Raw genomic sequence first — 22,649 nt, forward strand, 5'->3', positions numbered from 1 at the left:
GGATGCCTGTGGCAGGCATCTCACAGGATGATGTATGGAAGAAAATGATTTAGAGACAAGATTTATAAGAGAAGAGATCGGAAGATGTGAGGATCTCGAAGAACTGAAAGCGCGGATTTTTCCACTGCTGCAGTCACAGCAGGAGCTGTGGATGCAGAAGATGCAGGAAATCCTTGCGGAGAGCGGACTTACGAAGTCTGCATTTGCGAAGCGGTGCCGCGTGAGCCGGGTGTCGGTCGACAAATGGTGCAAGGGAGCGATACCGAAGAACCGCGAGACATTTCTTCGAATCGGCATGGCGGCGGAGTATGATCTGGAGAAGATGAACCAGCTTCTGCGTCGATACGGGCAGTACCCGGAGCTTTATTCGAAAAGCTTGGAAGACTGTGTCTGTATCTACGTGTTAAATCACAGGTTTGATATGGACTGCGTAGATAATCGCGAGTCGGAGAAGTGCGAGGAAGCGTATGGACTGACCGCCTATGATTACATATTGTCGCAGATTAAGGAGAACATGGCGGCGGATGCGGATATGGAAATCCCGGATATCAATACGGCACAGTTTGCAGAACGGCTATCACAGGTAGAGGATGCAGATGCCCTGACGCAGTTTATCTATGACAATATCGCAACCTTTTCCTCAGCATATCAGAAGTTCTATGCCTATGTGAAAATGTATGTGACGATCAATTACCAGCGGTATTCGTCGAGTGTGGCGAATCTGGCAGAGGGACAGGGCTGGTCTTCATCGCTGCGGCAGTGTGTGTCCGCGATACGACAGAACAAATGGTATCCGACGCGGAACAAGATCATCTCGCTGGGACTGCATCTGAGCATGGATCATGAGCAGATCGACGAGATGCTCACGCTGGCACATATGGAACCTTTGTGTGCGAAGAACCTGTTCGAAAGTGTGATCCTGTTTATTCTGGATGATGCGGAGTTGAACAATATGCTTGATACGGAATCGGAGGAGTTTGATCCAGATGAGTTATGCCGCTATGCGCGTAAGGTGCTGCTGGAGCTTGACCTGCCGGAGATCGACGCATTTCTCGCGGAGCTTCCGGATCTCGATACGGATATATGGTAGGATGGAAAATAATTTAATCGTAATTGAAAATGGACAATTGAATATCTATTTGCTGGACAATCAGGTTGTCTGGGAGGTTGGACGGATGTCGAAGGAGCATACACCGGATATCCCGATGCATGCAACGACAATCAGCCGTAGGCATGGGCGGTTTCAGAATATGGACGGTATCTGGTTTTACATGGATGAAAACCCGAAGAATGGTACGATCCGCAATTGGAAGAAATTATCTTCCGGGCTGCATGGGCGCGTCAAGCCGGTGATGGTTTCGCCGGGGGATGTGTTCGTCTTCGGTGGCGGCGAGGATGCGGTCGTAAGTCCGGCAACGGTGTGGGCGTTCTTCCGGACGCGGTACTATGATGCGCCGTGGCGGGCGATGGATTCGCGAGGCTGCAGCAAATTCCTGATCGTGGATGGGGATATCCGGATGAAGTTAGCAGACCCGGAGCCGGGAAGTGTGGTAGAATGTGAACACGGGATGGTGATCTATATGGGTGCGCTTACCTATGTGATCGGACCGTTGAAGGTGATGGGAAGTAAAGGGAGTACAGATGGAACCAATTATTACAGAACAAATTGAGAAATTTCAGTCCGGAGATTTCAGCGGATATGAGAGCTTTTATTATGCGACATCGCAGACGGTCTATACGATGCTGCATACGATTATTCCGGATGAGAACACTGCGGCAGAGCTGATGCCGAAGGTATATGAGAAAATCTATGCGAATGTGCAGACGCTTCCACAGACAGAGGCATTTTATGCGTGGAGCGCAAAGCTTGCAAATGAGGAAGCTTTGGAGTACTTAAAGGGAAATGCTGTATCGATAGGAAATTCTGACATGCAGCCAGACACGGATTCTGTAAATGCACAGACTATGGAATCGGCAGACAGCAGTTCGGATATGCCGTTCTATGATTATGCAGCGGAGGATGAAGCCCTTGCGATTACGGAGGATTTATCTGAGGATCGCGTATTTACAGAGCATGTGCAGGCTGTGATCGAGGCGTTATCACCGATGGAAAAGGTCGTATTCCAGTCGTATTATTATTTTGGCGAGAGCGTACCTGCGATCGTAGAAAAAACGGGATGTACAACGCGGGCGGTAAAGCATACCATCGGACAGACACGGACAGCCTTGCTTTCTGCAATCACCGCGTATGGACAGGCACCTGCATATGCGGTACAGCAGGAGAAGTCGCATAAATTCGGCTTGAAGGATACACCTTGGATGTATATTTTGTTCCAGAATTATATTGGAAAGGTGACGGGCATCGCGCATGTCGGAATCACAGGAAGTGCGGTTGGTGCAATCGCGATGGTCGGACAGGCAGGTGGCGTGGCAGGAACATCTGCGGTAATCGGACAGGCAGGAGGTATTGCAGGAACCACGGCAGGACAGGCAGGGAGTGCTGCAAGTGCAGCGGTAACCGGACAGGCAGGCGGAGCTACAGGTGCAGCAGCGAAAGCATCCGCACATGGGATTGCAAAATTCCTTGGTACGGTTGGCGGAAAAGTGGCAGTTGGAGTTGTCGGAGTTGCAGCGGTTGTCGGCATCGGTCTGGGAATCCATCATGCATCGTCCGAACCGGAAAGACACATTGTAGCAATAGAAGAAGAGGATGGCAATGGTGCGCTTATGTGGGAGGATGGACCGGCACCTGAAGTTGAGACAGAACAAACGGAAGAGGAGACAATGCCGGAGAACGAAGATGAGCAGCAGGTAAAGTCACAATTAGAAGTAATGCTGGAACAGGCGAGAACGGGGATGGAAGATTATGCTACAACCGGGAAAAGTGAGTATTCAGATTATTACACAATTACAACGTACAGTAAGGAAAACAGTTTTTATGCACTGGAAGATATTGACGAGGATGGAGAAGATGAGCTTTTGTTTGGTTGTTGGAATTCGGAGAAGAGGATGGTAGAAATCCGAGATATCTGTAATTGGGAATATCATCCAGAAGCCAGATATGGGAATTGCTATTATAGTGAAGGAAATGTTATGTCGGTACATGCCTCCGATGATCAAAATTATGATTTGGTATATTATGATTCGTCGTTGGAGGATGATTATTCTTGTACATGTTTATTAGAATTGCGTGGAAGAGATGGCGTAATTAGATATTATGAATTAGGTTATGGTGCTCAACCAGATTATTTCAGTGGACCGATAGAGGTTACATATGATACATTCCTTCAGCAATTAGACGATGATTATCAAAGTCTACAGTATACGGAAATTGATGAATCAACATGGGCAGGGCAGGAAGAAGCACATTCATATAAGAAACTATCGTGGAAACCAATGTTTGAGGACGAAACAATTTTGAACGATGATCCATCAATCCCGGATGCGGATGGGAAATTCTAAATAAAAAAACATTTAAGTGAACAATCAGAGGGAGTAAATGAATCCAATCATTACAGAGCAACTTAACAAATTTAAAAATGGAGATTTTGGAGGGTATGAAAGCTTTTATAATGAGACAGTAAGCACGGTCTACACGATGCTTCATACAGTTGTCCATGATTCAAATGTAGCGACATCGTTGGTGCCACAGGTATACGATAAAATCTACCAGAATGTGACAAGCCTGGAACAGACCAACGGATTTTACCAATGGGCTGCAGAGCTTGCAAATGAGGAGGCACTGGGATATCTGAAGGAAAATGGATGGACAGAGATTCATAATGATTCTGTTGAGAATACTTATGAACAGGCGGTAGACGGGAAATTTTATGATTATGCGGTGGAAGATGAGGCGTTAACTATAACGGAAGATGCAGTTTTGGATACTTCTTTTGTTACAAGAGTGCAGGAAATTGTAACTACGTTGTCACCGATGGATCGTGTCGTTTTTCAGGACTATTATTATTTTGGTGTTAGTGTGCCAGAGATTGCAGTGAAGACAGGATGTAAAGATTCGGATATCAGATATACACTGAGTCAGACACGGACAGCTATTTTGCAGACAATCGCACTGGCGCCTGTGGATGATTCGGAAAATGGAAATTCCAATATCAGAAGATATCGTTTGGCAGAAGTGCCATGGATGTGGATTGCATATCAGAATTTCCTTGCATATACACTTGGGATTGATACGATTAGCATTGCAGGATGGTTGGCCGACATATTTGGACAGATAGTAGGAAGTGGGATAGCAGTAAGCGGAATGGATGCAGAAGGAACTGCAACCGGAGCTGTGTCAAATGGTGCGTTCTCAGTTGGAGCTGGTGTGCCCGCGGGAGAAGCAACGGGTGCAGCGGCTGGAAGTGTCGGAGCTTCTGGTACGAGTGGAGGTGTGGCAGCAATCTTTGGTACAATTGGTGGAAAAATTGCAATCGGTATCGTTGGGACTGCAATGGTAGCAGCAATCGGCGTTGGTGTGCATCACGTTGTGACAGAAAATCAGTCGACTACCGAAAAGACGGCTGTGTCGACAATGGGAGATGCTTCAGAAAACGAAATTATTACGAAGTATACTTCCTATGAAGCGGTGTTAGCGGACTTAAAACAGTGCATTGAACAGGGAACAACCTATGAAGCCAGCGAGAATTTTACAGATAAGAGTAAAAATAAAGATGCGTTTTATGTGATTGATGATTTCGATGGGGATGGAACGGATGAGTTAATAATTGGTCAGTGGAACGCGGTGATTGGAGGAATGGATATTGGGGATGTATTTACGATGCGTGACGGAAACGTTGTAAAGATTTTCACCTGCAATTATGGGTATGGAGACAATGGTCAGAGCGCGGTTCTTTATAATGATGGAATCATATATGAAAATGCAGAAAAGATAAATTTTGAAAATGAACAGGCTTTGGAGTGTAAATATGTTTATAATATCAGATGGAGAATTGCAGGCGGAACCTGTAACTTTGATATTGCAAAGATTACATATAGTGCAGATGGGGAAGGCAGAAGTGCATATCAAATAATTTTTATTCATGATGAAAAGGCATTAAGCATGTTTGATAACACAGTTGAAACAGGTTTTTCGGCAGTGCAGAATCTTGTTGATTCTGCGCCAGAAATATATATAAAACCGACGGTAAATGAAGACTTGGGTGATGGTTTAAATATATATAAGACAAGCTGGAAGACCTTATATGATGATAATTCCTATATGAACACGGATAGTGGTCCAAAACCGGATGCGGATGGGAAATTCTAATACCAAATCAAAATGAAAAACGAGGAACAAATCTATGAAGAAATTAGCAATATTTTTTCCGGGAATCGGATACCATGCGGACAAGCCGCTCCTATATTACAGCCGGAAGCTGGCGGGAGAGGCAGGCTACGAGCAGATCGCTTTGAAATACGATTATCAGGCGGGGAATATCCGTGGGAACAAAGAGAAGATGGAGGCAGCTTTCCATGCATTGTATGCGCAGGCGGAAGAACAGCTTGCCGAGGTCGATTTTACACCGTATGCAGAAGTACTGTTTGTATCGAAGAGCGTTGGCACGATTATCGCATCTGCCTATGCACAGAAGCTTGAAGAAGCGGGAATGGCAGCAGATATTCGACATATCTTATACACGCCGCTTGAGGCAACCTACACCTTCGCACCGAAGCATGCGGTTGCATTTATCGGAACGGCTGATCCGTGGAGTGATGTGCCTGCGGTGATTCAGATGAGTGAAGCGCAGGGCGTTCCGATGCACGTCTACGAGAACGCCAACCATTCACTGGAGACAAGCGATACCATGCAGAATCTGAAAATCCTGCAGGATGTGATGGAGAAGACCAAAGCAATTATATAATACAAAAGCCCCTGTTGCAGTCCGGTGTGATTGGAAATATATCCACGGACGCAATCGGGGCTTTTTGTTATGGTAAGCAGAATGTTTAATTATCAAACGTTGCCGCTTTTGCTAATGCAACATCAATGTTCTCACAGAAGTTCTCTTCGCCGAGCTTCTCTACGAAACCGGCCTTCTCCATTACATGACGTGGCTGTTCGTTCACGTGGGAGAGCAGTAAGTGGATGCCCTTCTTCTGGCATGTCTTGTATGCCTCTTCGAGTGATTCCAGCCCGGTGATATCCATCGCCGGAACATCACGCATACGAAGAATCAGAACATTCTTGTGTTTTTCGTGTGTAAATGCAAGGTAGTCATTTGTCTCCGCAAAGAACATCGGACCGAGAATTTCATATACCATTGTGTTACGCGGCACATTCTTCAGGTCCGTGTGCTCGGAGATCTCGTTTTTGTCCAGATCTTCTTTGTAGATTCATGGTTTCACTTCACCGACATCGGACATTCGCTTCATGAACAGGAATGCGGCCATGACCATACCGATCTCGATAGCCACAACCAGATCGAAGAATACCGTCAGAAGCAGAGTGGTGATCAGGACGAGAATATCGCTTTTCGGTGCGGTTTTGATCATGTGGCCAAATGTCTTGAAGCCGCTCATGTTGTAGGCAACCATGATCAGGATTGCGGCAAGACAGGTCATCGGAATCATAGATGCATACGGCATCAGGAACAGCAGGATCAACAGCAGGGTGATCGCATGGACGATACCGGCAATCGGGGTACGTCCGCCGTTTTTGACATTGGCTGCGGTTCTGGCAATCGCTCCGGTTGCCGGGATGCCGCCGAAGAGAGATGACATGATATTACCGACACCCTGACCGACTAACTCCGCATTCGAACGGTGATGTCCACCGATCATACCATCGGATACAACACAGGAAAGCAGCGATTCAATTGAAGCTAAAATTGCAATTGTAAATGCCGGTGAGATCAGTTCTTTTACGAGGGCGAACGAAAGCTGCGGGGCGGCGAATTTCGGGAAGCCTGCCTTAATTGTGTACAGATCGCCGATCGTAGCAACCGGAAGCTTGCCAAGCTGGACAATCAGTGTGGTTACGAGAATTGCAATCAGGCTGCCCGGAATCTTCGCAGATACCTTCGGCCAGAAGATCTGGATCAGCAGCGCGAGCATACCGATACCGAACGTCATCCAGTCAATCGTGTGAAATGCTTTCGCATAGGCAGCGCATTTATCAACAAATTCGGATGGCCACAGCTCCCATGGACAGACCGAAGAAGTCCTTGAGCTGTCCGGCGAAGATGCCGATGGCAATACCAAATGTAAAGCCGACCGTGATCGTCTTCGGGATAAATTTGATCAGATTGCCGAAATGGCACAGTCCCATGATGATCATGATGATACCGGACAAAAAAGTAGCGATTGTAAGTCCGGTCATGCCATATTGGGCGATGATGCCGTAGATGATAACAACGAATGCTGCGGTCGGACCGCCGATCTGCACGCGGCTGCCACCGAGCAGGGAGATGAAGAATCCTGCGATGATGGCTGTGTACAGACCCTGCTCCGGATTGACACCGGAGGCAATGGCAAGTGCAATCGACAAAGGCAATGCGATGATCGCCACGATGATACCTGCGACGATATCCTTCACAAACTGTTCCTTTGTATATGTTTTCATAGTGCTAAAAAGTTTCGGTTTTATATATTTGAGCTTTTCCATGTCAGTAAAATCCTTTTCGCTTTATTTAAAATGTAGTATAACGATCTCCCCGGATCCGGCTACAGCAATCCCTGAATCAGAATGATCAGAATCAAAACCGGAAGTATAAACTGGAAATACGGCTTTAATTTCCGGCTGATTTTAAGCCCTTTTCCGGTATTTGCCTCTTCGATGTAGTTATCAAATCCAAATCCCCATTTGGTAACACAGAACAACAGATAGACGAGTGAACCAAGCGGCAACAGCAGGTTGCTAACTAAGAAGTCTTCCGTGTCGAGTACGTCACGACCGCCGATCAGATGCACACTGCTCCAGACATTGTAACCGAGGACACAAGGCATGCTCGCGATCAGGATGATGATGCAGTTGATGAGTGACGCTTTGTTCCGGCTGATATGGAACATATCCATACAGAACGAAATGATGTTCTCAAATACAGCGATAACCGTTGAGAAGCTGGCAAATGTCATGAACAGGAAGAACAGTGTTCCCCAGATTCTTCCGCCTGCCATATTTACAAATACATTTGGCAGTGTGACGAAGATCAGACTTGGACCGGCACCGACTTCCACGCCATAGCTGAAGCATGCCGGGAAGATGATCAGTCCTGCCATGATTGCAACAAATGTATCGAGAGCACAGATACGGACGCCCTCCCCGGCAAGCGTATTGTCTTTGCTCATGTAGCTTCCGAAGATCTCCATTGCCGCAACACCCAGACTCAGAGTGAAGAACGACTGGTTCATAGCCGCAGAGATCACATTTCGAAGACCGACCTCGGATACGGTTTTTGCATTTGGTACAAGGTAGAACTTCAGGCCTTCCTTTGCACCGGATAATGTCAGACTATGTACAACTAAGATCACGATCAGTGCAAGCAATGCCAGCATCATGAACTTACTGATCCGTTCCAATCCGTTCTGCAAGCCGCGGCTGCAGATGAGAAATCCTGCGACCACGATAATGACCATCCAGATCGTCATCTGAAGCGGATCACCGAGCAAATCTGTGAATACGGAAGATGTCGCGTCGGTGTCCATACCGGAATGGAAAGCACCTGTGGCAAACTTATAAAAATAAGAAAGCATCCAGCCGGATACGGTTGTGTAATACATCATCAGCAGATAGCATCCAGCCATGGCAAACCAGCCGTGGATATGCCATTTGCTGCCGGGCTTTTCGAGTGCCTTGTATCCAAGCACCGCACTCTTGCGGCTCGCACGTCCGACTGCAAACTCCATTGTTAAAACCGGGAGCCCCATAATTACCAGAAAGATCAGGTAAAAGAGCACAAAAAGACCGCCTCCGTTTTCCCCTGCAACATATGGAAAACGCCACACATTTCCAATACCGATGGCGCATCCTGCCGATACAAGCAGAAAACCAAGGCGGGATTTGAAAGATTCTCGCTGCATATATATTTTCCCTCCTGAATAAAAATGCCGCCAGATGATTCAAAATAGCGGCATATTACCTATTATATTGTTTGACAAAGCAAACTTCATAAAATATACTATAAAAAAAATAATAATACAAGGGGAGAACTTTCAAAATTAATTAAGGAAACGTGAAAGGACAGGTTTAGAAGACAACATGGAAGAAAATGTAAACGTAACAGAGCTGTTTGGCTGTGACGTATTTAACGACGCGGTCATGGAAGAACGACTTCCGAAGAAGGTTTACAAAGAACTCAAGGAGACGATTGAAGAGGGCAAGGAATTGTCATTGGAGATCGCGGATGTGGTAGCCCACGAGATGAAGGAGTGGGCGATCGAGAAAGGGGCAACACATTTCAGTCACTGGTTCCAGCCGATGACCGGTGTGACTGCTGAAAAGCATGATGCATTTATCACAGCACCGAAGGAAAATGGAAAGGTATTGTTATCGTTCTCCGGTAAGGAGCTGATCCAGGGAGAGCCAGATGCATCTTCATTCCCATCCGGCGGACTTCGTGCGACATTTGAGGCAAGAGGTTATACGACATGGGATTGTACATCTCCAGCGTTTGTACGTCATGACTCTGCAGGCGGGATCCTTTGTATTCCAACCGCATTCTGTTCGTACACTGGCGAGGCACTCGATCAGAAGACACCATTGCTTCGTTCGATGGAGGCAGTTAATAAGCAGGCACTCCGTATCTTAAGATTATTTGGAAATACAACTGCAAAACGTGTGACACCATCCGTTGGTGCCGAACAGGAATATTTCCTTGTTGATAAAGAAAAATGGTTAAAGCGTAAGGACCTGATCTACACTGGACGTACATTGTTTGGTGCGATGCCACCAAAGGGACAGGAGATGGATGACCATTATCTTGGTACGATCCGTCAGCGTGTCAGTGCATATATGAAGGAAGTCAATGAGGAGTGCTGGAAGCTTGGCGTCGCTGCGAAGACACAGCACAACGAGGTTGCTCCGGCACAGCACGAGCTGGCTCCGATCTATGCACCGGTCAATATCGCACAGGATCACAACCAGATCATGATGCGTATTTTGAAGAAGGTTGCAAGTCGTCATGGTATGCGCTGCCTGCTTCACGAGAAGCCGTTTGCAGGGGTAAACGGTTCCGGTAAGCACAACAACTGGTCACTCACTTCTGACGATGGAGTTAATCTGCTTGATCCAGGCAAGAATCCACATGAGAATAAAATGTTCCTTCTTGTACTTGCATGTATCTTAAAGGCGGTTGATGAGCATGCAGATCTGCTTCGTGTATCTGCAGCCGATGTCGGAAACGATCAGAGACTGGGTGGCAATGAAGCACCACCAGCGGTCATCTCCGTATTCCTTGGCGACCAGCTCGAGGATGTGCTTGACCAGATTCTGAAGAATGGAGAGGCAACCCATAGTATCAAGGGTGAGAAGTTTGCAACGGGTGTTACAACGCTTCCAGATTTCCGCAAGGACGCAACTGACCGTAACCGTACATCACCGTTTGCTTTTACAGGAAATAAGTTCGAGTTCCGTATGCTTGGTTCCCAGGATTCTCTGTCAAACTGCAACGTCGTTTTAAACACGATCGCAGCGGAGGCATTTGAAGAGGCCTGCGACAGACTGGAGAAGGCAGAGGATTTCGACAAAGAGTTAAACGCGCTGATTGTAGAATATACAGAAAAGCATAAGCGTATCATCTTCAGCGGAAATGGATATTCCAAGGAGTGGCAGGAGGAAGCAAAGCGCAGAGGACTTCCAAACCTTCCGACAATGGTCGATGCAATCCCGGCGCTTACGACGGATGCAGCCATTGATATGTTTGAGCATTTCAAGGTATTTACAAAGGCAGAGCTTGAGGCAAGAGCGGAGATCCAGTATGAGATTTATGCGAAGGCAATCAACATTGAGGCAAGAACGATGATCGATATGGCAACGAAGCAGATCATTCCAGCGGTTGTCAAATACACAACCGTACTTGCAGAATCTGTCAACCAGGTACGTGCAGCTGGCAAGACTTACAATGTAAGCGTACAGGAGAAGCTTCTGGAGAAGACATCAGCCCTGCTTGCAGAAAGCTACGAGGCACTTAATCATCTGGCAGAGGTAACAGCTGAGATCGAGAAGAAGGAAGAAGGTCCGGAACGTGCAAGATATTGTCTGGATGTGATCATGCCAGCCATGACAGAACTTCGTACTCCAGTCGACGCATTGGAGATGATCGTCGATAAGGAGATGTGGCCAATGCCTTCTTATGGAGATTTGATGTTTATACTGTAATGCAACATGTAAGATAAGAACCTGAATGCGGTCGGAGAGTCGGACACGAACCAGTATTCCATGTGGAAGGATTATTTGTCAACCACGGAAGTTCGGGAAATTCTTACATAAAAAAATAAATCGGTGCTCTCGCATGCGGAGATGGATGGGAAAACCTATGCGTATGCGGTTGTGGCGCGGAAAGATCAGCCGGGATTGGTGCTTTGTTATGAGGATGTCACCGGCTATAAGGAAGTAGATAACGAATTATCGTTAGATACGTTATTATCAGGAAATAACTTTACGATGGAGGCGACCATCATTATCACTGATGGCGCTTCTATCATAAATAGCAATGATGAAACAAAGAAAAATAAATCCATTTCAGGAACAGTCGTAGAGACAGCGGAAAAACAGGGCTGGGACGGATAATACGATGCAGAAGATAAAGTCGGACGGACAGACATGGTATGTCATGCGTCGGAGCTACAAGGACAATCATTTGTATGTATTTTATACGTCGGGCGAAATGTTTACATATCGTACAACGACAATGGCGTACGCGGTTTTGTTGTATTTGCTGTTTGTATCATTTTTTCATATGATTCATTATCGATATGCACGAAAAAACACCGAATACATAGAAAAATAATATCAGATCATACAGGCAATCAGCACGATTTATTCAACGGATATCATTCTGTTCCCACAGACAAATACATGGGAGGGATTGAAGATTCCAGAGAATGTTGGAGTTCATCTGCATGGCGGAGAGACGATGGGAGAGCTTGTTGAGACGCAGGCAGCCGCAGCCGGTGTGACTTTCCATCGCGAAAGAGCTGGTGGAACGATTTCTTTTACAAGTGAAGAGGGCGTGGGGACGACCTTTACAATCGAGTTTCGATTTTTACTTGCGCCAGAGACAGAAAAAGGGGATAATAGTAAAGATAATACAATGCAGGATTTTCAGGGAACGCAGCAGATCCGTGCGATGCATCGACCAGATGCAGCGACGATTCCGATCATAGCGATGACAGCAAATGCATTTGCGGACGATATCCAGCAGAGCAAAGAAGCGGGGATGAGTGAACATTTGTCAAAGCCACTCGATGAGCAGAAGATGTTCGCGATGATAAGAAAATATTGTAGGGAGAAAAAAGAGGGGGAGAACCAATGAGAATGAAGAAACTTCGTCAGATTATAGCTACATGTATGACGGGGTGTGTACTGCTTGCGGGCTGTGGATCAACCGCGACAGAAGGCACACAGCAGTCGTCAAAACTGCCGCAGTTGGTGATTGGCAGTGACAGCTATGAACCGTTTAATTATATCAACGAGGATGGTGAATTTGCAGGCGTGGATGTCGAGCTTGCGCAGGAGGCATGCCGCCGCATCGGATACGAGCCGGTCTTTACACAGATCGTGTGGGAGGACAAGGACGAATATCTGGAGGAAGGAAGCGTGGATTGTCTGTGGGGTAGCTTCACGATGACTGGTCGGGAAGAAGAGTATACATGGGTTGGACCGTATCTGAACAGTCGGCAGGTTGTTGTGGTGCATGCGGACAGTGATATTTTTCAACTATCCGATCTTGAAGGAACGCGTGTAGCAGTACAGGCGACGAGTAAACCAGAACGGGAATTTTTAAATCAGGATAATCCGGCGACACCACAGGTGGGGGATCTGTTCAGCTTTTCTTCTATGGATGAGATTTACGCGAGTCTCAGAAAAGGATATGTGGATGCGATTGCCGGGCATGAAAGTGCGCTTCGTACATTTGTAGAGACCGATCCGGATGCTTACCGGATTCTGGACGAGAGTTTGTATAATTCAGAACTTGGAATCGCGTTTATAAAGGGAAGCGATAACGAAGTGATTGGGAAATTGGCACAGGCATTGAATGAGATGCAGGAAGATGGAACAACAAGGAAGATTATAGAGAAATACGGGTTAAATCCAGAGACAGCATTTAGTGACATGAAAGGAGTACAGGAATGGAAGTAAGAGCATGCTATGAGGAGATGGGATCAAATTTCGATGAGGTATTGAGCCGTCTCGGCAGCGAGCAGATGGTGCAGCGGTTTGCAATCAGATTTTTGAACGACAAGTCCTATGAGACATTGGAGGCAGCACTTAAGGAGAAGGATGTGGACAGTGCATTTCGTGCAGCACACACGCTCAAAGGTGTCTGTGTCAATCTCGGATTTGACAAGCTGTATGAGGTAAGTTCAGCGCTGACGGAGAAGCTTCGTGCAAAAGAGTTAGATGGTACAGATGTGATGTTTGAAAAAGTAAAGGAGCAGTATGACATTACTGTGAATGCAATCCGTAAACTGCAGTAAAATAAAGAGGAATCTATGGCAAAACTTCGGAAAATGTTAATCAAGGTATTATAAAAAAGTTTATTAATTTGTTCAAATAAGAATCGAATATTTCTTTCGATTTTCCACATACTACCCATACAGTACAAAAATGGAAGTATGTCAGGAGAACAGGAGGAAATAATCAAATGAAAGCAACAGGAATTGTCAGACGGATCGATGAGCTTGGCAGAATTGTCGTTCCAAAGGAGATCCGGCGCGTGTTACGGATTCGGGAAGGCGATCCATTGGAAATATTTACCGACAAGGATGGTGAGATCGTCCTGAAAAAATATTCACCAATCGGAGAGCTTTCTGCATTTGCGCAGGAGTATGTTGATGCGATCGCAGCAAGTCTTGGTTGTGGCGTGTGCGTCTGTGACCGGGATCAGATCATCGCGGTCGCGGGAATCTCCAAGAAGGATCTGCTCGGCAAATCCCTGCACCGGGAACTGGAGGATGCGATCAATGACCGGGAAGCGATTCTGGCGCGGAAAGGTGAAAAGAAGTTTATCCGGATTCTCGGGCACGGAGATAATGAGTATGATGGAGAGATCGTGCAGACGATCATCTGCGAGGGCGATGCTATTGGCGCGGTAATTTTGCTCAGCCGGGAAGGAAGCAGGCAAATCGGCGAATCTGAGGTGAAAGCGGCGGCGATTGCAGCGAAATTCCTTGGGAAACAGATGGAAGGGTAAAATTGACATCGAAATTCCCAAAAAGTGCCAAAAACTTGGCTTTTTTCCTTGACAAACAAAGGGCAACAAGGTATAAATATGCGTAGGGCTTTGTTGGCAAAGCTGATAAAAACAAGATTCGACCGCGGGGGATGTGGTCAGGAAACATCGTTTTATTATAGGAGGAAATTTCGATGAACAAGAATGAATTAGTTGCAAAGATGGCTGAGAAGGCTGGACTTAAGAAGACAGAAGCTGAGAAGGCACTTAAGGCTTTCACAGAGACAGTAGCAGAAGAGTTAAAGAATGGTGAGAAGATCCAGTTAGTTGGATTTGGTACATTTGAAGTAGCTGAGAGACCTGCTCGTGAGGGACGTAACCCAAGAACAGGCGAGACAATGAAGATCGCTGCTTCTAAGTCTCCTAAGTTCAAGGCTGGTAAGGCTTTAAAGGATTCTTTAAACTAATCTGATTCTTATCCGAAAAGATTTTTCGATAAAGAGTGAAAAGCTGTCGCATGCTGCGGCAGCTTTTTCATATGAGAGGAAAGTAAGGAGGAACGTGCTATGCGTTTGGACAAATATTTAAAGGTATCGCGTCTGATTAAGCGTCGTACCGTAGCAAATGATGCATGCGATGCAGGCAGAGTCATGGTCAATGATAAAGTCGTGAAAGCATCCTATGATGTGAAGCTTGGCGATGTGATCGAGATATCGTTTGGTAATAAATCCGTGAAGGTTAAGGTGACAATGATCGCGGATTCTACGAAAAAGGAAGATGCAAAAGAGATGTTTGAATATCTCTGATGGAAGGTAGAAGGCTCATAAATCGCAGAGTGCCTGCATATATTTATGCTATAACAAGTGTGCAGGAGCATACATGGAAAGTCATATGATACATATTACACAACGCGCACATATGAGCCTCACCGGACTGGAAAAGGTGATATCGATGGAACCGGAGCTTGTTGAGGTAGAAACAACAGCAGATCATCTTGCCATCAAGGGGCAGAATCTGCACGCAGAGAAGCTGGATATGGAGAAGGGTGAACTCCAGTTGACCGGAACGATACAGGGGATGCTTTATTCGGACAAAAAGGGAAAGAAGAAAGCCGCGGCGATCGCCAAACGGCTGTTTCGATAATTGACAGATGTATTGATACGACAGGGAGCCATGTTTATCATGAGTGTTGCCGTGGGAATCGCCCTCACACTGTCGTATGATCTTTTGCGTGTATTTCGACGCGTGGTATCTCATAATTCAATTTTAATAGCAATGGAAGATGTCTGCTTCTGGCTGATCTGGACCTATGTGACGTTGGAGTGCATCCACGTATATGGGGATGGTGTGCTGCACTGGTATATGGCGGTTGGCATTTTGTTTGGCGTTGTATTGTTCCATTACACTATAAGTTGTACCTTGTTAAAATCTGTAAACAACATCTTGTACAAGGTAAAAAAATCCGCGAAAAAGCACAAGAAATTGTTGAAAAATAGCGATAATAAGGGTAAAATGTAAATATCTTTAGGTATGAAAAGTGGGTATGGAAATGGCAAAAAGCAGTACAAAAAAATCAGTTCGATATCGTCAGTCGCCGGTGATCACATTTCTGGTTGTTGCGGCGGTTATATTTATATGTGTGACTTCGATTGTGCGTGCGACAAGTCTGCACACGAAGAGTAAGCAGCTGGCAGAGACCGAGAAAACGATGGAGTTGAAGGTCGAAGAGGCAAAGCAGGAGCAGGCGAACCTCGATGCACAGGAGAAATATATGCAGACGAATGAATATATAGAGGACGTGGCAAAGGACAAGCTCGGGTTAGTGAAACCAGATGAGCTGGTTATCCGTCCGGCAGAATAAATGAATCAGAGATAAGAAGACAGAAAGCTTCCGGTAGATTGCCGGAAGCTTTTTTGCGTAAAAATGTCTATAAATTTTATCTCCCAGCTGTCACTGTTAGACATACACAGTCGGAAGAATTGTATAAACTTGTATGGCAAATTTGAAACAGACGGAAACCATCGGGTAGAGGGGATTGAGAAAATGAAAGTGGCGAAGCTTTTTTCTGGTATTGCAGATATTCTGATTGCATATTGTGTGGGACATTGCAGTCTGCTTGGCACAGCACCATTTGGGACGGCAATCATTGGTGCGGGCAGCGCCTGCGGGAGAAGTCCGTGGATGTTGCTGCTCGGATTGCTCGGCGCATTTTTTGAGCAGGGTGGTTTTGAGAAACAGGGACAGATGATCTATCCACTGATCTGGGTGATGGCAGCTGTGCTTGTACGCGTCAGAAAGTTGCAGCTATTATATCCGCGTTCGTTTCTGTTGTCTGTCCTTGTCGGACTGGAGACGATCGTTCTCCAGATCGGTGCGGCGTTCTGGCTGCCAGGGGCAATCGGAATCCCTCTGGCGTGCGCAGAAGGTGCGCTCGTTTTTTCTTTTATGTTAGCGTATTGCTTTTCTTATCGGAATCTGAGTGGGGATAAGCTCCTTTTTTTAACAGACACCCAGACGATGCTTGCAGTGCTGATTCTTGCAACAACCGTACTTGCCGGGATGCCGGTTCAGCTTGGCGGAGTCGTCGAGGTGCTTGCGAGCGTGTGCCTGTTTACAATCTTTTATATATCGTATCGGTTTGGATTTTCGGCTGGCGTTTCCTGGGCGGCAATCTCCGGAGCCATCTATGCCCTCCGGGCAGACGATATGCAGATGCTTGCTGCGTGGGTATTTCTCGCAGTACTTGTAAATGGTTTGACCGAATTTCTGCATATAGGACGATACGGAAGCATTCTGATTTTTGTAGCGAGCGATTGCCTGCTTGGATATTTTGCGTTTCCGCAGATGCTCTCTGAGGCTGGCATCAAGGCGATTGCGACTGCGGTGTTTGTGCTGTTTTTTTTACCGGGACGCCTGTTCGTGCAAGTGCGTACGCAGGGGGATGCCATGGCACTTTCCGGGGCAGAATGGGGCAAGCTTACGCTTTCACGCGTGCGGAGTTTCTCGGATGCGTTGAAACGGATTGATTATACATTTGCAGGGACGGAGGGGCAGCGGATTGGGTTTTCACAGATCGGAACGATGCTGGAGGATTTTACAAAGCAGTTGGACAGCCCTGTTGCGATGCGTAAGGATGCGGAGACGGCGATCGTGTCGGAATTGGGCAGGATGGGCGTACATGTGAAATCGCTGACGCTCTTAAAGGCGCAGAATGGCAGATACCAGCTCTATGCGGATGCCCGCGTGGGACGTGGCAGACTGGTCGGCGCAGAGGCGGTGCGCAAGATTGCAAGCAAGGAGACGGGAATCCCGTTTGAGATCGGGGAGGACAGCCGCCAGATGGTTGGACGGAGCTATGACCTTGTTATATTAAATCAGAAGCCTGCGTTCCGCATTCAGACTGCCGCCCGTCGACTTTCCTGTCAGGAAGATGTGATATCGGGAGACAATTTTTATATTGGGAATCTGAAGAATGGACAGGCGCTTTTGATGATTGCTGATGGCATGGGAAACGGTGTGCAGGCGGCGAAAGACAGTGAAGCGCTGCTCTCTGCGGTCGAGGAACTTGTCATGACCGGATTTGAACAGGAGATGGCAGTGCGGCTTGTGAATGCGTATCTGGCAGAGAAGAATAAGGGGGAGCATTTTACAACACTGGATATGTTGTTGCTGGATCTGTACACAGGAGTTGGACATCTGGTAAAATACGGCGCCGCAACGACTTATGTGTGCCGGGGAAACTGGATGGAGTGTATCAAATCGACATCGCTTCCGGTTGGGGTGATGGAGGATGCTGGATGCGAGTGCAGCAGTAAGAAATATTATGCCGGCGATCTGATTGTCATGGTGAGTGATGGCGTGCTGGACAGTATTTTGTTTGAAAATAAAGACGACTATATGCATACACTGCTGGAAGCGTTAAAGGATGAGGAGCCAGAGACTGTGGTGGAGGCGGTCATCCAGGATATCCGAAGCGTCTGTGGAAAACGATTGAAGGATGATGCAACGATTATTGTGTGCAAGGTCATGAAAAATCTGTGAATCGCTATACGAAAGGTATCGTTTGTGCTAATATAAGGATGGTAAAAACTGACAAATGACGGAGTATGTATGAATTATTTTGAGCAAAAAGTCTACAATTATATACAGACACACGGATTGATCGAACCGGGAAATCGACTGGTAGTCGGTGTGTCGGGTGGTGCGGATTCCGTGTGCCTGCTACGCGTGTTAAAGGCGCTTATGCCAGTGTTGCATATCCCTTCGCAGGGCATCGTTGTGGTGCATGTGCATCATGGCATCCGGGGCGCGGAGGCAGATCATGATGCCGCATTTACCAAAGACTTGTGTGCAAAGCTTGGATTCCTGTATCAGGAATATCGGAAAGATATTCCGGCGTATGCGAAGCAGTTAAATATGACTGTTGAGGAAGCGGGACGGGAGTATCGTTATCAGTGTATGGAAGAACTGGTTATGCAACTGAAATTCGATAAGATCGCCGTCGCGCACAACCAGGATGATGTCGCGGAGACGGTGCTGTTCCATATGCTTCGGGGCAGTGGATTGAACGGGCTTGCCGGGATCGCGGCGAGCAGGGGGAATATCATCCGCCCGCTGCTCGGTGTGTCGCGTGCAGAAATCGAAGCGTATCTGGAAGAATGCGGACAGGATTTTTGTCTGGATTCGACAAATGTTGAGCTTGCCTATGCACGAAACAAGATCCGGCACAGTATATTGCCTGTGATGAAGGAATTGAATGACCGGGCGGTGGAGCATATCTGCCAGCTGGCGCAGGATGCGGCACAAAGCTATGACTATATTCATACGCAGGCGATGGAACAATGCGATACAACAGAGGATGAGGATGCCTTTGGCAGAACGGTGACACTTTCGATTGCAGAACTGTATAAAGTAGGACCGGTGCTGCAGGAGCATATTGTATGGGAAGCAATCGGACAGGTTGCACAGCGCAAGAAGGATATTACGCGGCGGCATATACAGGCGGTTGTGGCACTGATCTATCAGGATTCTGGAAGCAGTGTACAGCTTCCATATGGTATCCATGCGAGAAGAAATTATGGGGAGCTGATCCTTTCGGATAAGGTGCAGACAATGACGGACTACCGGTTTGCGATTGCGCAGGCAGGTGATTATGAAATCCCGAATCAGGGAACACTTTCCGTATCCATTGAGGATTTTACTTTTACGGAGCCAATTCCGAAAAAAAACTATACGAAATTCATTGACTATGCTAAAATAAAAGGTACTCTGTGTGTCCGGACACCGGAAGACGGAGATTATATCGTGATTGATACAGCTGGAAATACGAAGAAACTGTCGCGTGTATTTATCGATGCGAAGATCGACAGGACCAAACGGGCAGGATGGCCGGTGCTTGCATGCGGACAGGAAATCGTATGGGTAGTTGGACTGCGGTTTTCGCCAGCGTATCATGTGGATGAGCAGACAAACAAAATTATGAAAATACAGTATGGAAGCAAAGGAGATCAGAATGGAACAAAAGATTGATGTTATGATTGATGAGGCAACTGTGGAGGCAAGAATTGCAGAAATCGCACAGCAGTTAAGCAAGGAATATGAGGGAAAGACGATTCATATTATCGGTGTTTTAAAGGGAAGCGTGTTCTTCATGTGTGAGCTTGCAAAGCGTCTGACTGTACCAGTGACGATGGATTTCATGTCTGTTTCCAGCTATGGAAATGATACCAAGTCTTCCGGTGTTGTAAAGATGATCAAGGATCTCGATGAGAGTATCGAGGGAAGAGACGTGGTACTGATTGAGGATATTATGGATTCCGGTCGTACACTTTCTTATCTCATCAATATATTGAAGGAGCGCAAACCGGCAAGCTTTAAGGTAGTCACATTACTGGATAAGCCGGATCGCCGTGTTGTAGAGTTGGAGCCGGACATCACCGGATTTGTGATTCCAGACCGCTTCGTTGTAGGATATGGTCTTGATTGTGCACAGAAATACAGAAATCTTCCATATATTGGTGTGATTTCTGAGTAATACATAAATTTATCCAGAAGGGAGCATAGCATGAAGGGATTAAAAAAAGGACTCGGAATCTACCTGATTCTGTTCTTTGCGATGTTCTGTGGCATTATTTGGTACATGAACAAAAACTCAAAGACAGATTCCGGTTATACGATCGTCGATTTTCAGGCAGAAGTATCCGAGGATTTGATAGGCTCCGTTGAGATCTATCAGAATAAGGAGATACCGACAGGAACGGTATACATCACGTATCGTCAGACAAACGAAGAAAAAGAATTCTATGTGTCGGATGTCAATAAGGTACAGCAGATTATCATGAGCAAAGGAAACGGAAATATCCGCCTGGAGCTGCATGATGTCAGTGGTCAGAGCAACGTCTGGACATGGTTGCCGACAGTCGTGCTTATTGTGGTATTGCTGGTCGTTGTTATGATATTCATGGCAAATATGTCTGGTGCCGGTGGCGGTGGTGGTGCCGGTGGCGGCAAGATGATGAACTTTGGCAAGAGCCGGGCACATATGTCAAACGAGAACGATCAGAAGTATACATTCAAGGATGTCGCTGGTCTGGAAGAAGAAAAAGAGGATATGGCGGAGATCGTAGATTTCCTGCGGAATCCAAAGAAATATAACACGCTGGGTGCACGTATTCCGAAGGGCGTTCTGTTAGAGGGACCTCCGGGAACAGGTAAGACACTGCTTGCAAAGGCAGTTGCCGGAGAAGCTGGTGTTCCGTTCTTCTCGATTTCCGGTTCGGATTTCGTCGAGATGTTCGTCGGTGTTGGTGCGAGCCGTGTGCGTGATCTGTTTGAGGATGCAAAGAAGAATGCACCATGTATCGTGTTTATCGATGAGATTGATGCGGTTGCCAGAAAGCGTGGCTCTGGTCTTGGTGGCGGTCATGATGAGCGTGAGCAGACATTGAACCAGATGCTTGTTGAGATGGATGGTTTCGGTACGAACGAAGGTATCATTGTGCTTGCGGCGACAAACCGTGTGGATATTCTTGATCCAGCGATTTTGAGACCGGGACGTTTTGACCGTAAGGTTATGGTCGGCAGACCGGATGTTAAGGGACGTGAGGAGATCCTTCGTGTCCATGTCAGAAACAAGCCGTTGTCTGATGATGTCGATCTGCATGAGATCGCAAGAACAACTGCAGGCTTTGCTGGTGCGGATCTGGAGAACCTGATGAATGAGGCAGCTATCTGTGCAGCTAAACAGAATCGGCAGTTTATCAAGAAGGAAGATGTTGACAAGTGTTTTGTCAAGATTGGAATTGGCGGTGAAAAGAAGAGCCGTCTTGTACCGGAGAAGGAGCGGAAGATTACCGCTTACCACGAGAGTGGACATGCGATCTTGTTCCATTTACTGAGCGAGGTTGGACCGGTGCATCTTGTATCCATTATTCCAAATGGACGTGGTGCTGGCGGATATACGATGCCATTGCCGGAGAATGATAATGTGTTTATGACGAAGAAGCATATGCTGCAGGATATCATGGTCAGCTTTGGTGGACGAATCGCAGAGGAACTGATCTTCGGCGATATCACAACCGGTGCTTCTGCAGACATCAAGCAGGCAACCCAGACCGCACAGGCGATGGTTGTCAAGTATGGTATGTCTGAGAAGGTTGGGCTGATTAACTACGAGGTAAACAGTGAGGAAGAAGTATTTCTCGGCAGAGATCTCGGGCATGCAAGAAATTACAGCGAGAAGGTCGCCGCGATGATCGATAAGGAAGTGCGCCGGATCATGGATGAGTGTTATCAGGAAGCAAAGCTTATCATCGAGAGTCATATTGACGTATTGCATCGTTGTGCAGCTGCTTTGCTGGAGAAAGAACGTATCAACCGTGCAGAATTTGAAGCACTTTTTGAAGTCAGTCCAACAGAAACTTATCCGGATGGACTGGATACAACCGGATTGAATCTGTAATCGATTGTGAAAAATGTAGTGATAGAAACTATGGAATTGTGCAAGATGCACAAAAAGACGACAAAAAACGAATTTTTGCGACATGATTCAAGAGAATATGCACAAAAAAAATCTGAAAAAAATTAAATGTTTGGGCAGACTTTTTAGGGTTTATATGTATAATAATACTTGTAACCCCCCAATACATTATATAGTTTTTTGCTACACCCCAAAGTAACAAAATACCTTCTCCGAAAAGGACAGCCGATCGTTGGCTGTCCTTTTCCCTTTCTATTTTTAATTTTTTATTGTGTAAATTCCTGTCCTGTATTAAAATAATAGATAGTCGTCAAAAAAGAATTAGGGAGGATACTCT

The 22,649-nt window shown here is 46.5% G+C and carries 22 protein-coding genes and 1 pseudogene; 21 read left to right on the top strand and 2 right to left on the bottom strand.

Annotation, left to right across the window (positions count from 1 at the left end):
• Window positions 1–34 precede the first annotated feature (34 nt).
• The 5 genes from AAAT93_RS09230 to AAAT93_RS09250 are packed head-to-tail and all read left to right on the top strand — an operon-like array spanning window position 35 to window position 5,864.
• The gene (locus AAAT93_RS09230; protein WP_117780015.1) at window positions 35–1,090 is read left to right on the top strand and encodes a hypothetical protein; all 1,056 of its coding nucleotides are present in this window, start codon (window positions 35–37) and stop codon (window positions 1,088–1,090) included.
• Between the two features lies 1 nt (window position 1,091).
• A complete protein-coding gene (locus tag AAAT93_RS09235) occupies window positions 1,092–1,670 on the top strand; it encodes an FHA domain-containing protein (RefSeq protein WP_021985906.1) in 579 nt (192 codons plus the stop codon).
• Window positions 1,642–3,462: an RNA polymerase sigma factor gene (locus tag AAAT93_RS09240; RefSeq protein ID WP_118374341.1), complete on the top strand. Its 1,821-nt coding sequence runs from the start codon at window positions 1,642–1,644 to the stop codon at window positions 3,460–3,462. The genes AAAT93_RS09235 and AAAT93_RS09240 overlap by 29 nt, the downstream gene beginning before the upstream one ends.
• A 37-nt stretch (window positions 3,463–3,499) precedes the next feature.
• Complete coding sequence (locus AAAT93_RS09245; protein WP_117780018.1) at window positions 3,500–5,269, top strand: RNA polymerase sigma factor; 1,770 nt, start codon at window positions 3,500–3,502, stop codon at window positions 5,267–5,269.
• Window positions 5,270–5,303: 34 nt separating this feature from the next.
• On the top strand, window positions 5,304–5,864 hold the full coding sequence (locus tag AAAT93_RS09250; protein WP_195540994.1) for an alpha/beta hydrolase: 561 nt from the start codon (window positions 5,304–5,306) through the stop codon (window positions 5,862–5,864).
• A gap of 85 nt (window positions 5,865–5,949) precedes the next feature.
• Here AAAT93_RS09250 and AAAT93_RS09255 read toward each other — a convergent pair.
• Together AAAT93_RS09255 and AAAT93_RS09260 are read right to left on the bottom strand one after the other, a co-directional pair.
• Window positions 5,950–7,606 (bottom strand): annotated as a pseudogene (locus AAAT93_RS09255) (SulP family inorganic anion transporter).
• 59 nt (window positions 7,607–7,665) lie between these two features.
• Window positions 7,666–9,021, bottom strand: a complete 1,356-nt coding sequence (locus tag AAAT93_RS09260) for a sodium-dependent transporter (protein ID WP_021985910.1) — start codon at window positions 9,019–9,021, stop codon at window positions 7,666–7,668.
• Window positions 9,022–9,199: 178 nt separating this feature from the next.
• Between AAAT93_RS09260 and AAAT93_RS09265 the strand changes: the two genes are divergently transcribed.
• The 16 genes from AAAT93_RS09265 (at window position 9,200) to ftsH (ending at window position 22,294) form a co-directional block, all read left to right on the top strand.
• Window positions 9,200–11,317 carry a glutamine synthetase III gene (locus AAAT93_RS09265; RefSeq protein WP_021985911.1) on the top strand — a complete coding sequence of 706 codons (2,118 nt, stop codon included), beginning with the start codon at window positions 9,200–9,202 and terminating at the stop codon, window positions 11,315–11,317.
• A 141-nt stretch (window positions 11,318–11,458) separates the two neighbouring features.
• Window positions 11,459–11,728 carry a hypothetical protein gene (locus tag AAAT93_RS09270; RefSeq protein ID WP_021985912.1) on the top strand — a complete coding sequence of 90 codons (270 nt, stop codon included), beginning with the start codon at window positions 11,459–11,461 and terminating at the stop codon, window positions 11,726–11,728.
• Between the two features lie 4 nt (window positions 11,729–11,732).
• A complete protein-coding gene (locus AAAT93_RS09275) occupies window positions 11,733–11,948 on the top strand; it encodes a hypothetical protein (RefSeq protein ID WP_021985913.1) in 216 nt (71 codons plus the stop codon).
• A gap of 78 nt (window positions 11,949–12,026) precedes the next feature.
• Complete coding sequence (locus AAAT93_RS09280) at window positions 12,027–12,473, top strand: response regulator (RefSeq protein WP_227573148.1); 447 nt, start codon at window positions 12,027–12,029, stop codon at window positions 12,471–12,473.
• A complete protein-coding gene (locus AAAT93_RS09285) occupies window positions 12,470–13,300 on the top strand; it encodes a substrate-binding periplasmic protein (RefSeq protein WP_227573149.1) in 831 nt (276 codons plus the stop codon). Before AAAT93_RS09280 ends, AAAT93_RS09285 begins: the two co-directional genes overlap by 4 nt.
• Window positions 13,291–13,638 carry an Hpt domain-containing protein gene (locus AAAT93_RS09290; RefSeq protein WP_195540997.1) on the top strand — a complete coding sequence of 116 codons (348 nt, stop codon included), beginning with the start codon at window positions 13,291–13,293 and terminating at the stop codon, window positions 13,636–13,638. Before AAAT93_RS09285 ends, AAAT93_RS09290 begins: the two co-directional genes overlap by 10 nt.
• Before the next feature lie 167 nt (window positions 13,639–13,805).
• Window positions 13,806–14,354: a stage V sporulation protein T gene (gene spoVT / locus AAAT93_RS09295; RefSeq protein ID WP_021985917.1), complete on the top strand. Its 549-nt coding sequence runs from the start codon at window positions 13,806–13,808 to the stop codon at window positions 14,352–14,354.
• 173 nt (window positions 14,355–14,527) lie between these two features.
• A complete protein-coding gene (locus AAAT93_RS09300; RefSeq protein WP_021985918.1) occupies window positions 14,528–14,800 on the top strand; it encodes an HU family DNA-binding protein in 273 nt (90 codons plus the stop codon).
• Window positions 14,801–14,899: 99 nt separating this feature from the next.
• Window positions 14,900–15,139, top strand: a complete 240-nt coding sequence (locus AAAT93_RS09305; RefSeq protein WP_021985919.1) for an RNA-binding S4 domain-containing protein — start codon at window positions 14,900–14,902, stop codon at window positions 15,137–15,139.
• Window positions 15,140–15,224: 85 nt separating this feature from the next.
• Window positions 15,225–15,476: a YabP/YqfC family sporulation protein gene (locus AAAT93_RS09310; protein WP_181985554.1), complete on the top strand. Its 252-nt coding sequence runs from the start codon at window positions 15,225–15,227 to the stop codon at window positions 15,474–15,476.
• Window positions 15,477–15,506: 30 nt separating this feature from the next.
• Window positions 15,507–15,851 carry a spore cortex biosynthesis protein YabQ gene (yabQ, locus tag AAAT93_RS09315; protein ID WP_021985921.1) on the top strand — a complete coding sequence of 115 codons (345 nt, stop codon included), beginning with the start codon at window positions 15,507–15,509 and terminating at the stop codon, window positions 15,849–15,851.
• A 31-nt stretch (window positions 15,852–15,882) separates the two neighbouring features.
• Window positions 15,883–16,194: an FtsB family cell division protein gene (locus tag AAAT93_RS09320; RefSeq protein WP_181985649.1), complete on the top strand. Its 312-nt coding sequence runs from the start codon at window positions 15,883–15,885 to the stop codon at window positions 16,192–16,194.
• 183 nt (window positions 16,195–16,377) lie between these two features.
• Window positions 16,378–18,375, top strand: a complete 1,998-nt coding sequence (locus tag AAAT93_RS09325; protein ID WP_021985923.1) for a SpoIIE family protein phosphatase — start codon at window positions 16,378–16,380, stop codon at window positions 18,373–18,375.
• Window positions 18,376–18,444: 69 nt separating this feature from the next.
• Window positions 18,445–19,863: a tRNA lysidine(34) synthetase TilS gene (gene tilS / locus AAAT93_RS09330; protein WP_021985924.1), complete on the top strand. Its 1,419-nt coding sequence runs from the start codon at window positions 18,445–18,447 to the stop codon at window positions 19,861–19,863.
• Window positions 19,847–20,368: a hypoxanthine phosphoribosyltransferase gene (hpt, locus tag AAAT93_RS09335; RefSeq protein ID WP_021985925.1), complete on the top strand. Its 522-nt coding sequence runs from the start codon at window positions 19,847–19,849 to the stop codon at window positions 20,366–20,368. Before tilS ends, hpt begins: the two co-directional genes overlap by 17 nt.
• A 30-nt stretch (window positions 20,369–20,398) precedes the next feature.
• On the top strand, window positions 20,399–22,294 hold the full coding sequence (gene ftsH, locus AAAT93_RS09340) for an ATP-dependent zinc metalloprotease FtsH (protein ID WP_021985926.1): 1,896 nt from the start codon (window positions 20,399–20,401) through the stop codon (window positions 22,292–22,294).
• Window positions 22,295–22,649: the final 355 nt, after the last annotated feature.

The sequence above is a fragment of the Coprococcus hominis (ex Arizal et al. 2022) genome, from assembly GCF_040094675.1.
GTDB classification, from domain to species: Bacteria; Bacillota; Clostridia; order Lachnospirales; family Lachnospiraceae; genus Coprococcus_C; species Coprococcus_C hominis.